This window comes from Sphingosinicella xenopeptidilytica, from assembly GCF_042676985.1.
Taxonomy (GTDB): domain Bacteria; phylum Pseudomonadota; class Alphaproteobacteria; order Sphingomonadales; family Sphingomonadaceae; genus Sphingosinicella; species Sphingosinicella xenopeptidilytica.
Genome location: NZ_JBHTIK010000004.1, coordinates 254,983 through 268,460 on the forward strand (window position 1 = coordinate 254,983; position 13,478 = coordinate 268,460).

The following is a 13,478-nucleotide window of genomic DNA, read 5'->3' on the forward strand; positions in this document are numbered from 1 at the left end:
CTGCGGCTATGGCCGTTACCCTCCCGACATGTCCGTACCCCAACGATTATCAGGTGCTGCTACGGGATTTCGGCGGCGTCCTGACCCCGTTTCTTGGCGGTCCCGAACAGCGCATCAACCGCATCGGAACACGCTTCGGCCTCCGCGTCGTGCTGCCGTCGATGGATGCAGGAGAAGGCCAGACCTACATCGCCCGGCTGCTTCAGGGCCGCTCGCAGACGGTCATCCTGCCATTCCCGATCTTCGACCTTGAGACGACAGGCACGGGCACGCCGCTTGTCCGAACAGACACAGCGGGCGGATCGACGATTCCGCTCAAGGGCATGACGGTCGGCTACCCGATCAAGGAAGGCCAGTTCTTCCACGTCGTCCACTCGGGCCAGCGCTACATCTACATGGCGACGGCGGCCACGACGGTAAACGGCTCAGGCAATGCGGACCTGCCGATCTTCCCGATCCTGCGCACCGGGCTAACCACCAACGATGTCGTCAATTTCGAGACGCCGATGATCGAGGGCTTTGTATCCCCCGGCGATGACCTCTCGTGGCAGATCGGACTCGACAACGGGCGTGAGATCGCGTTTTCAGTGATGGAGATCGCCTGATGGCCGATCCCGCACTTGAAGCTGCCCTAGCCGCGCAGGCGCCCATCGTATTCGGCGCGATCCGCATCGACATGGACGGCATCGACGGACGTACCGGGCCGCTCGCACTTCTCGACGGTTCGGGCGAGGTGACGATCAACAGCGAGCTTCACGTCGGCCGCGATGCCACGTTTGGGACCATCGACAGCATCAGCGTCATCAATGAAGCGGAAGGCGAGGAGGCGCCGGAGATTAGCTTGACGCTACTTCCCGCGTCCGGCGCGTCGGCAACGTCGCTCGCCAGCCCGCTCATGCAGGGCCGGCAGGTGAGCATCATGCTGGGGGCTTTGAACCCCGCCACCGGTGCGCCCATCGGTCAGCCGGAAGTGATATTCCTCGGCGAGATCGACGTGCCGACCCTGCGCGCGAAAGAGGGTTCGCACGCCGTCGAGTTCACGATCACCAGCGTTTTCGAGCGGCTGTTCGAAGTCGAGGACGGCTCGCGCGCACAAGACGGCTGGCATCAGTCGTTCCACCCCGGCGAACTCGGGTTCAACTTCATGTCCGGCACGAACAAGAACCTCTATTGGGGCGCGAAACCGCCGCCGCGCAGCTACACGAGCGGAGTGGGCGGCATCCCCGGTCTGCCGGGTGGGTTCGGCGGCTTTGGCGGCATCGGGTTCTACTGATGACCCCGATCGAAAAGCGATACCAGGCAACGTCGCTCACCGTGCAGAAATACCGCGCGCGCAAGTTCGCATGGGGCGCGTGCGACTGCGGCAAGATCGCCGCGTTTCATGCGCGCAAATTCGGCTGGAAGGTGCCGAAAACCGGCACGTACAAGAGCGCTATCGGCGCGCGGAAATACCTGAAGTCGCTCGGCGTCGAGACGCTGCCGGAACTGCTCGACAAGATCGGATTCGCGCGTATCGCCCCCGCGTCGTCGATGATGGGCGATTTCGTCAGCTTCGAAAGTGATGACCCCATCGGCGGAGTCGGCATCGTCATCGGCGGCGGCAAGATCATGGCGTTCCATGAGGACCATCCCGGCCCGGTCATGATCGACGCGGACTGGAGCAAGGTTGACCGCGCGTGGTCTGTGATGGTGCGAGACGATGGCTAAGGCAGTCCGCACCATAGGCACTGTGGTTGGCGTCGCGCTTGTCGTCGTCGGCGTGGCCACGGCGAACCCTGCGCTGATTTCGGCTGGTATGCAGACGGTCAGCTATTCGAACTTGGCCGCCTCCGCCATCGACATGGTGGCGCCACAAAAACCGAAATTCAGCGATCAAGGCAACCCGCTCAGATTTCAGACAAACCCACAATCCGGGCTACCATACGCCATCGGCCGAACGCGCATGTCCGGTGTTCGGATCTACGCCGACACCTACGACGGCTTCAAGCGCAAGGGTGAGCACGACGTTCTTTCGTTCGGCGTGCTGCTTTCGGCGGGCGGCACGATCGACAGCATCGAGAAGTTTACGGCGGACGGCGAGACGATCACGTTCAACGGCACCACGGGCAATGGCAATGGGTCGTGGACCGATTGGATGGCCCAGAAGGTGTGGCTGGGCGGCGCGCAGACATCAGCGCTGGCGCTCACGTTCGGTGGTAGCGGCCCGCCCGGCTGGACGAGCAATCACAAGCTCTCTGGCATCACGCACGCGCTCTGGTCGCTGCGGTACGACAACGACGGCAAGAAGTACGCGGCAGGCGTCCCTGAGCCCGCGTGGATAGGTAAATGGGTCAAGGTTTATGACCCGCGCCTAGACAGCACGTATCCGGGCGGCAGCGGCTCATGCAGGGCGCTCAATGAGAGCACCTATGTCTGGTCGCGCAACCCGGCATTGCACGCGCTGACATGGGCTCTGGGGCGCTGGCAGGACAACAAGCGCACGCTCGGCATCGGTGCGCCTGTCACGAATATCCGTGTCGCCGATTTCGTCGAGGCTGCGAACGTCGCCGATGAGAACGCTTGGGGCATCGGCGGCGTCGAATGGTCCACGGATTCGAAGTGGGCGATCCTGAAGCGCATGTTGCAGGCGGGCGGCGCGGTCCCGACGATGACCGGCGCGATGATCGGTTGCCGGGTGAACACTCCGCGCATCGCGGTCGCCACCATCACCAGCGACGACATTCTCGACGAGATGGCGATCACGGTGACGAAGCCCCGCCGCGAGCGCTTCAATACCGTGATCCCGCGCTATCGGTCGGAAAGCCACGAATGGGAGATCATCAGCGCCGATCCGATCAGCGTACCGGATTACGTCACTGAGGATGGCGGCATCCGGCAGAAGGAAATCGACTATCCGCTCGTGCAGGCAGAGGTCGGTCAATCGGGTTTCGACGGCGATCTACAGGCGGGACAGCTCGCGGCTTACGATATCGTCAACAGCCGTGAGGGCGGCCCGATAAGCTGGACGACGGGGCCGAAGTTCATCGGGCTCAAGTCCGGCGATTGCGTCACGCTCGACGTGCCGGAACAGGGCCTTGTCGATCAGGACGTGCTGATTACCGGCGTCGAGCGTGATCCTGGCACCGCGAAGCTGCGCTTCACCGCGAACACCGAGACTTCGGCGAAGCACGCCTTTGCGCTTGGCGAAACCGCCGTACCGCCCCCGCCGTTCACGCTGACCCCGCCGGAGATCATCCCGGAACAGCCGGATTCGGATGTCTGGGATGCGGTCCCGCTCGCGACGGCGGATGGCATCCCGTTCATTCGCGTCGAGGGCGACACTTCCGACGTGGGGTGGGAGGCGGTTGTTATCCAATACCGCGCGGACGGCGGCGATTGGACCGTGGCGGGGACATTCCCGATTACCGGCGATTTCTTCTGGTATGAGATCATGAGCCTCGACGGCGAGACTGAATACGACATTCGGCTCGCGTACAAATCGCCGTGGGCAACGGGCGACTGGCTGGAAATCAGCGCCATCGAGACGCCGGAAGCTGGAATTGAAGGCCCCCCGGGTCCGCCGGGCGCGGATGGTGATCCGGGTGTAGACGGAACGGACGGAACGGACGGCGCTGACTCATCCGGCCTTGTCATCAACGGCAACTTCGAGACCGGCGATTCGCGTGGGTGGTATTCATTCGCAGGAACGATTGTTTCTTCGGGCGCATATAGCGGCACATATGCAGCGCGCGTGGCCTCCGCTTCAGGCGGCCCTAATATCATTTCAAATAGGTTCGCGGCTCAACCGGGCGATCTTTTCCGGGCGGCGTGCGTAGTCAGCCGCGACGAAACGTCACTGCCTGACGCCGCCTGCCTGCTAAGGTGCCGGGCGTTCGATTCTAGCGGTAGCCTTATAAGCGGCACGACGCTTCAATCTGCAAATATATCGACGGCGGGCTGGCAGCCTCTTTCCGGTGAGTACACAGCCCCGGCGGGAACGGTATCCGTCTCTGTTGACGTTGGTGAGGCAGCTGGAACCACCGGCCACTGGATTGTGGACGCAGTTAGCGCGTCGGCTAAGGGTTCTCCCGGTGTCTCCGGCCCTCCCGCCACAAGCATCTCCGTCACCCGGAAGGCGGTCAACGTCTGGGCCTACGCGAACGGCACTGTCGTATCGTGGGCGGACGCGGTGGGACTTCTCAAGGTCTATTCCGGCGATACCGACGTAACGGCGTCCGCGACGCTGTCCGCGACAGCTTCAAGCGGTGTGACGGGCACGATCAATACGGCCACGAACACGCCCGTCTCGGGACAACCGAAGGGCTATTACCGCGTCACGGCAATGACCGGCGACACGGGCTACCTGACGCTTACCGCTGTCTATGGCGGCGTCACCATCACCGAGGTTTTCTCAGTATCAAAAGCCAAAGGCGGGTACGAGATTGTCGGCTCTCTCCCGGTCTCCGATTTGTTCGAGGGGCGGGTGGTGTTCCTGACCACCGACGACAAGCTTTATCGATACACGGGGTCGGCATGGACGAAGGCGGTCGATGGCCTCGATCTTGTCGCGAACTCGGTGACGACGAACGCGATCAACGCGGGGGCTGTGACGGCGGCAAAGATGGCCGTGACCGAACTTAGCGCGATCACGGCGCTCATCGGCCTTCTGCGCACAGCTACCACCGGCGAGCGTCTCGAAATAGAGGACAACGTGATCCGGGTCTATGACGCGAGCAACAATCTGCGCGTCCTGATCGGCGACCTGTCCTGATGGCGTTCGGGATCAAGATCATGAACGCGGCGGGCGATACGCTGATCGACACGAGCTTTCGCGTCGGGCGGCTTCTCGGGCATGTAGATATCGACGGCAGCAATCAGTCCGGCACGCAAAGCGTCCCCGGCATGAGCGAGGGCGATCCCTTCTACATCTTCGAGAAGTTCAGCCTGAACAACAACCGCCCGACCGTCGTGTTCAACACTGGCACCAACGAAATGGAGTGGACGGCTGGAACCGGAGCCTACACCGGCAAGCTGTTCTACGGGGTCCACTGATGGCGTTCGGGATCAAGGTCTGGAACGACTACGGTTCAGTTCTGATCGACGATCAGGCTCCCGTCTATGGCGTTGTGGCGGAGGGGTCTGCAACCACCGTTTCACCGACCACACAGATAGGCGCGAGCAGCTTCAGCATCTCATACACCGGCAGCGCCGATTCCGCGCCGATCGTAGCAATCCGCCCGTCGCTTCTGTCGAGCATAATCGGCGCCTCGCGTTCGTCGAATACATGGACATGGACGTTCAATAGCGCCCTTTCCATAGGCGCGACAGTTCCGTGGTGGGTGTTCGACAGGCCCGACCCGCCCGCCGAGGATTACGGGATCAAGATTTTCGACGCGGCGGGGAACGTGACCTACTACACCGCGCAGAAACCGCTGCGCATCAGGGACGTGATCGAATACGACGGCGACGCTCCCGGCGGTCTCACTTACGACACCGGACGGCTTTACGCGGGCGGCTTCATCACCGGCTGCGGCCAATCGAACCGGATCGCGTCGGGGCCGGGGCTGTTCACGCTCCGCGTCTTCTCGCTCGGCGTCCGCGATACCGGCGCCGGGACGATCCAGGTTGCCCATCATCAGCATTCGCAAGGCTCGCCAGCACCTGCGCCCGGTGCCGGCGTCGTCGATCTTTGGGAGGGCGCGCTTCTCGTTCTCGACGTGACCGATTTCTAAGGAGGAAACCATGATTGCACTTCTCGCCGCCGCGCTGCTTGCCGCGCAGGCCGAGGCCCCGCCGCAAAAGGAGCCGGAAGTCGTCTATATCGACCGCTGCGGCCGCGCCGCCGACTTCGAAGCCGACAAGCTGCGCAGGCAGGGCAAGGTCGTCATTCGCGGCGTCCTGATCGGCTACAAGGGCAAGAAGGGCCGCCGCATCCCGGTCTATCAGCAGTCGTGCTGAGTGGACGGCGGTAATGCCAAAATCACGACGGCGGTAGCGTCGAACAATGTCCGGCGCCCGCATTCGATCCATCACGTTCAAGGCCGGCTACGCAGCCGATAGCCTGACCAACGCCATCACAGGCCAAGGCACGAGCGCGGATTGGCGCCGCGCGAACGTGTATCAGTCCTGCCGCCTTACCCAATACCAGATCGCCAGCGCCTATGACGGCAGCGGGCTCATGGGCAAGGTCATCGATATCCCCGCGCTGGACAAGGTGCGCGCGTGGCGGGATTGGCAGGCGGACAAGGACCAGATCACGAAGCTCGAAGCCGAGGAAAAGCGGCTCGGACTGCGGCAGAAAATCCGCCTCGCCGAAGTTTATCGCGGACTTGGCGGCGGCGCGCTTGTTCTCGGACTGCCGGGCGATCCGACACAGCCCGCGCCGAACGTCAACAAAGGCGGCATCGCCTATATCCACGTCGTGTCCCGCTTCAAGCTCGATATCGGGCGGCTGATCGAGGATTACCGCGACCCGAACTATAACAAGCCGGAGCGGTATCGTCTCAGCACGACAGGCGGGCAAATCGACCTGCACCCGTCGCGCGTCATCGCCTTCCCCGGTGATCCCGTGGCTGATGTCATCGGCATGACCGATGAAGACCGGTTCTGGGGAAAAAGCCGTATCGAACGCATGATGGAGGCGGTCCAGAACAGCGACAGCGCGAATGGCGCGTTTGCCGGGCTTGTCGCGAAGGTGCGGAATACCGTCATCAAGATTCCGGGGCTGATGGATATCGTCAGCACGCAGGAAGGCGAGGCGGCCCTGCGTCGGCGCCTCTCCGCGATGGTCATGGGCGAAAGCCTCTACAACGCCTCGCTGATGGATGCGGGAACCGGCGGCGACAACCCCGGCGAGGATGTGCTTTTCAACCAGGTCAACTGGACCGGCATCCCCGATATCATGATGGCAATGGCGCAGTTTGTGTCCGGCCTCTCCGATATCCCCATGACCCGGCTTCTAGGAACCTCTCCCGCTGGCATGAACGCGACCGGCGAATCCGACATGGCAAACTGGAACAAGATGATCCGCGCCGGTCAGGAAATCGAACTCGCGCCGTGCATCGATGAGCTTGACCGCTACCTGATCCCATCCGCGCTCGGCTCGCGTCCACCGGAAATCTTCTACGAGTGGGCGCCGCTCGACGTGCCCACCGAGAAGGAGCAGGCCGATACGTTCGCAGTGTTCATGGGCGCTGCTGAGAAATTGCAGCTTACCGCGACGATCCCCGAACGCGCATTCAGCGAGGCGCTACAGAACGCGCTTATCGAACGCGGATATATGCCGGGCCTTGAAGGCGCGCTCGAAAGCATCCCGGAAAGCGAGCGTTACGGCGTCTCGGCTGAACCGGATGGCGACGGCAGCGATCCATCGGAATTGCAGGCAAGCGGAAAGGAGGCTGATCCAACATCTGCCCGGAATGGCGGGCCATCCCCCCGGTCCGCCACCGGTGCCACCGACGCCGCGACATGGCTGGCAGACGCAAAGCCGCGTCCGCTCTATGTCAGCCGTCAGCTTCTCAATGCGTCTGCGTTGATCGCGTGGGCGCGCGCGAACGGCTTTGCCACGACGCTGCCCGCCGACGATATGCACGTGACCATCCTCTATTCGCGCAATGAGGTAGATCCACTCCGCATGGGCCGCGACTGGCGCGAAGACGACAAGGGCCGCGTGACGGTGCGACCGGGCGGCCCGCGCGTCATTGAACGCCTTGGCGAGAATGCCGTCGTCCTGTCGTTCGCCAGCCCCGATCTCGTGTACCGCCACAAGGACATGATCGAAGCGGGCGGAAGTCACGATTACCCGTCGTATCAGCCGCATATCACGGTGTCTTACGAGATACCGGCGGGCGTCGATCTTGATGCGCTGAAGCCGTTCAACGGCGAGCTTGTGTTTGGCCCCGAACGGTTTGAGGCGCTGGACCTCGATTGGAAGTCGAAGGTCCGTGAGGCGTAATGCAATTCAACCTCGCCGAAATGGTCCGTCGCCAGCGTAACGTGCGGCGCAAATCTATCGCACTGCGCGAAACCGCCCCGCCATCCACGCTCGCGACGGGCCTTTACCAGACATATGCGCAGGTCATCACGGCATGGTCGCAGGCCAGCGAGACGATCATGCGCCAGTACCGCGCGACGCTCGCCGAAATGGCAACCGACAGCCCCGCCGACGTGAACGCCGAAATCGAGCGGATGCAGGGGGCAATCAATAGCCTCATGCTGACCCTGACGCCGGAGGTGCGCGAATGGGCGTTCTCCGTCGAACGCTGGCAGCGGAACCGTTGGACGTCGGCGATCCTTTCGGGAACCGGCGTCGACCTGTCGTCCATGCTCGGCGTCGGCGACGTGCGCGTGCCGCTGGAGACGGCGATCGAATGGAATGTCTCGCTCATCAAGGACATATCGGATCAGGCCCGGCAGCGCATTTCGAACGCGGTGTGGGATGGGCTGCGGAACAATCGCCCGGCGCGCGATGTGGCGGCGTCGATCCGCGAGGCTGTTTCGATGGGGCGCGATCGGTCGAAGCGCATTGCGGCCGATCAGCTCAACAAGCTCAATTCCTCGCTTGCCGATGAGCGACGGAATCAGGCGGGCATGTCGGAGTGGTCGTGGGTGCATTCGGGCAAGCGGCATCCTCGCGAGGATCACCGGGCGCGCAATGGGTTCGTGTATTCGGATGACCCGGCGATGGTCGGGAAGACTGTTGAGGGTAAGGTTGTTCGGACGCCGCCTGCGGATCGACCGGGCCAACTTCCCTACTGCGGTTGTCGGTCGCTTTCTGTGCTGATTTTTGAGGACTAGCCGGGCCGGCTCTGGTATCATGCGGGCCAGCGGCGCGTGAACACCGCTGACCCTGACCACCCCGAACATGGAGCGTTCGACATGGCTGATGAGATCGATACCGCAGAGCCGCCACAGGCCGCAATCTACAACATCGGGAAATTAACAGAGAGCCTCGTATTTCGCCGCAATAAAATCGAGAACGTCGCCGATATGCAGATCGTCTTTGACGCCGTGGAGTCCGCGCTGGCCTCTATGGCATCGACGCAAATAGAGCCTGAGAGGCTCCAGAGATTGCTCCGCCTTGAAGCGCGGGCAGACACGCGGTTTCCGGTATGACTCCGCTCGAACGCGCCATAGCCGCCATCAACAACACTGCACTCGTGCAGAACATAGCCGGCGACCAGCTTGGCGTTGTCGGCCGAGAGCCGTTCTATGTTGTGACGAACCCGGAGCCACTAGCCCGCGCCGTTCTACGCGCCATCTCCGAACCGAGCGACGCCATGGTCTCCGATGGCGCCGATATGATTCCGTGCAGCGGTGGAGGTGACGAAGGGCCGCCGAATTACCGGGCCGCAAGGCAGTGCTGGCGGGCGATGATCAATGCAGCTTTAGAACTTCCAGGCCGCTGACTACGGTCTCAATACGGGCGCACCCGCGCGCGTAAATCGACGGCGGTAATCCGCCCACACCCCCCAATCTAACCTTTCGCGCATGGTATACCTGCGCGATACGCTCGTACTCGACAAGCCCCGCCGCACCCGCGACGGGTATCTGGCTGTCCGTGCGCGCGCGGCTCGTGTCGGCGTCTATGATTATGCCGGTTTCGAGATCGACCCGGACAACGTGCACGGCCTCCGCGATCAGGCGACCGTCAAGGTTCTGCGCGACGACGCCACGGTATTCGATGAGGCGGCTGTTCGGTCGTTCATCGGCAAGCCCATCACCAACGACCACCCGAAAGAGCCCGTCACCGCCGCGAACTGGCGCGACCACGCGCGCGGCACCGTCATGGGCGCGCTGCGGGACGGCGACTATCTCGCGTTCGACCTGCTTCTCACCGATGCCGAGACCATCGCAGCCGTCGATTCCGGCAAGCGCGAACTGTCGAACGGCTACGGCGTAGACCTCGAAATCGGATCATTCACGGCGGCGGACGGCACAGCCTGCCAAGCGCGCCAATCACGGATCACCGGCGGCAATCATGTGGCGCTGGTCGATAGGGGCCGCGCTGGCTCCGAATGCGCGATCAAGGACGGCAAGCCCAGCTTCGCCATCTGCGACGCGATCCCTGCGGACGTTCTCGCCCGCCTCACCTCCATCGGAGACACACAAATGAAGACCCTGACGATTGATGGTCTCATCGTCCCCAACGTCTCTGATGAGGCTGCGGCGGCGATCACCAAGTTGCAGGCCGACAATGCGGCCCTCGCTGACAAGGCGAAGGCTGCCGGAGACAAGGCCGTTGCCGACGCGGCGACGATCACCGCGAAGGACGCGGAAATTGCGGACCTCAAGGCCAAGCTCGCCGATGCCGCGATCACCCCGGCCAAGCTCGCCGATGCCGCCAAGGAATATGCAGACGTTCAGGCCAAGGCGAAGGCCGCCGGTGTGACCGTTGCTGCCGATGCCGACACTGCCGCGATCAAGAAGGCGGTCGTGGACGCCAAGATGGGCGATGCGGCCAAGGGCTACACCGCCGATCATATCGCCATCGCGTTCGACGCGCTGACGAAGGGCGTCAAGGCCGCCGATCAGGAAACGCGGATCATCCCGTACCCGGCCACTCAGGACGCCGCAAAGGGCGCCACGGATGCCCGCCGCCAGTGGCTCAACAACAAGGCGACCGCGTACCGCGCCGCCGGTCAGGCCTGAGGGAGATAAACGATGGCCGTTCTTCAGAACACTTTCCCGGACGACATTCCCGAGGGCTTTCCTGGAATGGAAGCCAACGGGGAGGCTAGCAACATCATCAGCCGCACGCTGGAATCTGCGAACTGCGGTTTCGGCAAGGCGGTCTTTCGCGGCGCTGACGACCAAGGCTGCGTAACGACGCCGAGTGCCGCCCTCTATGGCATCACGCTCGCCAATCGCGGCCTCCCGGTCACGACTGCGCGCGCTGCCGATACGTACATCACCGGCGACACCATCCGCATCAAGAACAGCGGGACCTCATGGGTGCTCGCGGGCGACGACGTGACAGACGGTGCGGCGGTCTACGTGACCAGCGGCGGCGCATTCACCGACACGTCCGGCGGCAACACCGCGCTGGTCGGCTGGGTATTCGATCAAACCAAATCGAGCGGCGATGTCGTCCGCATCGTGCGTCGCTGAGGAGCATTGAAATGACGAAACCCATGTTCTTCGACAGCGTACAGGCGGCGGTTGCCCACCTCGAAATCGAGGGCGGACAGGCGTTCGCGGACGCTATTCGCGGTGTCGATCTCAGCAACGATCAGCAGGTCATGTCGTTCCTCGCGCCGCAGCTTCTGCGCGTCGAGAGCGGCGTGTACATGGTCAAGTACCCGACCGCCGACTATGCCGAGTTCATGCCGGTCGATACGGCGGGCACGGTCTGGACTGCGGGCTCGCTGTTCTACAGCGGCGACATCGCGGGCAAGCCGGAATGGTATGACGCGGCGGCGGACGACATGCCCTATGCGGACGTGTCGCGCGCTCAGTTCCTTCAGGAAAACCACATGGCCGCGATTGGCTACAAGTGGAACCGGGCGGACCTTGAGCGTGGGCAGCAGCTCGGTATCAACATCCTCGCCGACAAGGCGGATGCTGCGAGCAAGACGGCCGAACGCTTCATGCACAAGGTCGCGATGACCGGCGACGGTCTGAAGTTCGCCACCGGCTTCGTGAATGACCCGCTCCAGACGATCACGTCCGGTGTGGCGATCACGTCCGGCAGCGACCCAGATTCGGACGTTGCGGTGCTGAATGACGCGCTGACCTCGGTGGAGACGAACACCAAGGAAACCTACCGCGCCGACACTCTGGCACTGCCGACGAGCATCTGGAATATCCTGGCATCCAAGCGGATGACGGATACCGGCCTCTCGGTGCTGTCCTACATGGCGGCCAATTCCATTCTCGGCTCGGTGACGCTGAAGCGCACCCGCCATCTGGAAACGGCCGGCGCGGGCGGCGAGAAGCGTATCATCGCCTATGCCAACACGCCTGAGGCGCATCGCTACCACCTCCCCGGCGGCGGGCATCAGCTTTTCCCGGCGTGGCAGAAGGGTCCGTTTTCGTGGGAAGTGCCTGGCATCATGTCCATCGGCGGCTACGAGAACCGCATCCCGAAGGCGAAAACGGCGGTCGATCTGGCCGCGTCGTAACCGGAGAACGTCTAATGGCGCAGTTCAGAAATGATGCGCCCGGTGCAAGAGCGGTCCTCCTAAGGGGCTGCTCTTATGCTTTGCTGGAACCGGGCGAAACAGCAACATTCGCAGACGCGGCAGTCGTGTCGTGGCCTGCCGACCTCACGCGGCTCGATGATCCTGCGGCGCCTGAGGATGACAGGCGGGCCGTTGTCGAGGCGATGGACGATGACGCCCTGCGGGCATTCGTCGAGAAGCTGACGGGCAAGAAGCCGCACCACAAGGCCGGGCGCCCGGAACTGATCGAGGCGGCCCTTGCGTGCGCGTGACCTCGACGAGACGGGGATCACGAATCTCGGGCCGGTCCCGGAAGGCATGAGCTTCCTGCACGCCACGATGGCGATGAGGGGAAAGCGCAAGTTCATCCTCAATCCCGAACACCACAGCAAGCGGCTGACCATCTGCGAGACCCTGCGCGAGATTCACCGCGAGAGCGAGAAACCTGAGCCGGACATGGTCGCGATCCGTGAACTTGTGATGTCGGCGGGGGACATGGCCAAACGGATGGACGCCCGGATGAAAGAACTGAAAGGCATGATCCCTTGATTCGTATTTTGACTTGGCTCTGGAAGCAGCCCGGCGGGCGCTCCACGTACACCGCAGAACACGTCAACGTCTGGGCAGACTGCATAGACCGCCACCTCTCCATGCCGCACGAACTGGCGTGCGTGACGAACAGCCCGGAAGGCATCGACCCGCGCGTTCGGATCATCTCCCCGCCCGGCGAGTTCGAGGATGTGCGTATCCCGACATGGGGCGCGGACAAGGGCTATCCGCAGTGCCACCGACGCCTTGCGATGTTCCGCCCCGATGCTACCGAGATATTTGGCGAGCGCTTCGTGAGCATGGACCTGGACGCGGTTATCGCCGGCAGTCTCGATCCGCTGTTCGACCGCCCGGATGATTTCGTCATGTATCGCGGCACCTCGCCGCGCCGCCCCTACAATGGCAGCATGGTCATGATGACGGCGGGCTGCCGGTCGCGCGTCTATACCGAGTTCACGCCCGAACGCGCAGCCGAAGCGGGGCAGAAATTCATCGGCTCCGATCAGGCATGGATAAGCCATATCCTCGGCTGGGGCGAGACGACATGGGGGCCGGAACACGGCGTCGTGTGGTGGGGCAGCAGCAAGAACCACCTCGCCCCCGAATGGCGGCTGATGTTTTTCCCCGGCACGCCGAAGCCTTGGGAATTGACGACGGATGCGTGGATCGGGAAGCACTACCGGCGCAACAGCGCATGGGATGATGCCGCGATTTCTGTGCGCCTGAACGCCGCCTAGCCACCTCGACGGCGGTAATCCCGAACCTCACCGGGCGCGAAGGTGCGCCATG

General features: G+C 63.1%; 17 protein-coding genes. All 17 read left to right on the top strand.

All coding sequences use genetic code 11. From position 1 onward, the window contains the following. The first annotated feature begins 8 nt into the window (after positions 1–8). Complete coding sequence (locus ACFQ00_RS07715; protein WP_381488568.1) at positions 9–605, top strand: hypothetical protein; 597 nt, start codon at positions 9–11, stop codon at positions 603–605. Further along, positions 605–1,273 carry a hypothetical protein gene (locus ACFQ00_RS07720; protein WP_381488570.1) on the top strand — a complete coding sequence of 223 codons (669 nt, stop codon included), beginning with the start codon at positions 605–607 and terminating at the stop codon, positions 1,271–1,273. The genes ACFQ00_RS07715 and ACFQ00_RS07720 overlap by 1 nt, the downstream gene beginning before the upstream one ends. Further along, positions 1,273–1,707, top strand: coding sequence for a DUF6950 family protein (locus ACFQ00_RS07725; RefSeq protein WP_381488573.1), 435 nt, complete (start codon positions 1,273–1,275; stop codon positions 1,705–1,707). Before ACFQ00_RS07720 ends, ACFQ00_RS07725 begins: the two co-directional genes overlap by 1 nt. Beyond that, a complete protein-coding gene (locus ACFQ00_RS07730) occupies positions 1,700–4,750 on the top strand; it encodes a hypothetical protein (protein ID WP_381488575.1) in 3,051 nt (1,016 codons plus the stop codon). The genes ACFQ00_RS07725 and ACFQ00_RS07730 overlap by 8 nt, the downstream gene beginning before the upstream one ends. Beyond that, entirely contained in the window at positions 4,750–5,031 is a 282-nt protein-coding gene (locus tag ACFQ00_RS07735; RefSeq protein ID WP_381488578.1) for a hypothetical protein, read from the top strand. The genes ACFQ00_RS07730 and ACFQ00_RS07735 overlap by 1 nt, the downstream gene beginning before the upstream one ends. Further along, a complete protein-coding gene (locus ACFQ00_RS07740; RefSeq protein ID WP_381488581.1) occupies positions 5,031–5,711 on the top strand; it encodes a hypothetical protein in 681 nt (226 codons plus the stop codon). The genes ACFQ00_RS07735 and ACFQ00_RS07740 overlap by 1 nt, the downstream gene beginning before the upstream one ends. Positions 5,712–5,721: 10 nt before the next feature. Then, the gene (locus ACFQ00_RS07745; RefSeq protein WP_381488584.1) at positions 5,722–5,937 is read left to right on the top strand and encodes a hypothetical protein; all 216 of its coding nucleotides are present in this window, start codon (positions 5,722–5,724) and stop codon (positions 5,935–5,937) included. A gap of 46 nt (positions 5,938–5,983) precedes the next feature. Continuing rightward, positions 5,984–7,933, top strand: a complete 1,950-nt coding sequence (locus ACFQ00_RS07750) for a phage portal protein (RefSeq protein WP_381488587.1) — start codon at positions 5,984–5,986, stop codon at positions 7,931–7,933. After that, positions 7,933–8,775: a phage minor head protein gene (locus ACFQ00_RS07755; RefSeq protein WP_381488590.1), complete on the top strand. Its 843-nt coding sequence runs from the start codon at positions 7,933–7,935 to the stop codon at positions 8,773–8,775. Before ACFQ00_RS07750 ends, ACFQ00_RS07755 begins: the two co-directional genes overlap by 1 nt. An 81-nt stretch (positions 8,776–8,856) precedes the next feature. Beyond that, complete coding sequence (locus tag ACFQ00_RS07760; RefSeq protein WP_381488593.1) at positions 8,857–9,093, top strand: hypothetical protein; 237 nt, start codon at positions 8,857–8,859, stop codon at positions 9,091–9,093. Continuing rightward, a complete protein-coding gene (locus ACFQ00_RS07765) occupies positions 9,090–9,386 on the top strand; it encodes a hypothetical protein (protein WP_381488596.1) in 297 nt (98 codons plus the stop codon). Before ACFQ00_RS07760 ends, ACFQ00_RS07765 begins: the two co-directional genes overlap by 4 nt. Before the next feature lie 82 nt (positions 9,387–9,468). Next, entirely contained in the window at positions 9,469–10,629 is a 1,161-nt protein-coding gene (locus ACFQ00_RS07770; RefSeq protein WP_381488599.1) for a DUF2213 domain-containing protein, read from the top strand. 12 nt (positions 10,630–10,641) lie between these two features. After that, positions 10,642–11,088 (top strand): structural cement protein Gp24, encoded by a 447-nt coding sequence (locus ACFQ00_RS07775; protein WP_381488602.1) that lies wholly within the window; start codon positions 10,642–10,644, stop codon positions 11,086–11,088. 11 nt (positions 11,089–11,099) lie between these two features. Further along, positions 11,100–12,101 carry a major capsid family protein gene (locus ACFQ00_RS07780; RefSeq protein ID WP_381488605.1) on the top strand — a complete coding sequence of 334 codons (1,002 nt, stop codon included), beginning with the start codon at positions 11,100–11,102 and terminating at the stop codon, positions 12,099–12,101. A gap of 125 nt (positions 12,102–12,226) precedes the next feature. Next, positions 12,227–12,412, top strand: a complete 186-nt coding sequence (locus ACFQ00_RS07785) for a hypothetical protein (protein WP_381488609.1) — start codon at positions 12,227–12,229, stop codon at positions 12,410–12,412. Next, positions 12,399–12,689, top strand: coding sequence for a hypothetical protein (locus tag ACFQ00_RS07790; RefSeq protein ID WP_381488612.1), 291 nt, complete (start codon positions 12,399–12,401; stop codon positions 12,687–12,689). The genes ACFQ00_RS07785 and ACFQ00_RS07790 overlap by 14 nt, the downstream gene beginning before the upstream one ends. After that, complete coding sequence (locus tag ACFQ00_RS07795) at positions 12,686–13,426, top strand: hypothetical protein (protein ID WP_381488615.1); 741 nt, start codon at positions 12,686–12,688, stop codon at positions 13,424–13,426. The genes ACFQ00_RS07790 and ACFQ00_RS07795 overlap by 4 nt, the downstream gene beginning before the upstream one ends. Positions 13,427–13,478: the final 52 nt, after the last annotated feature.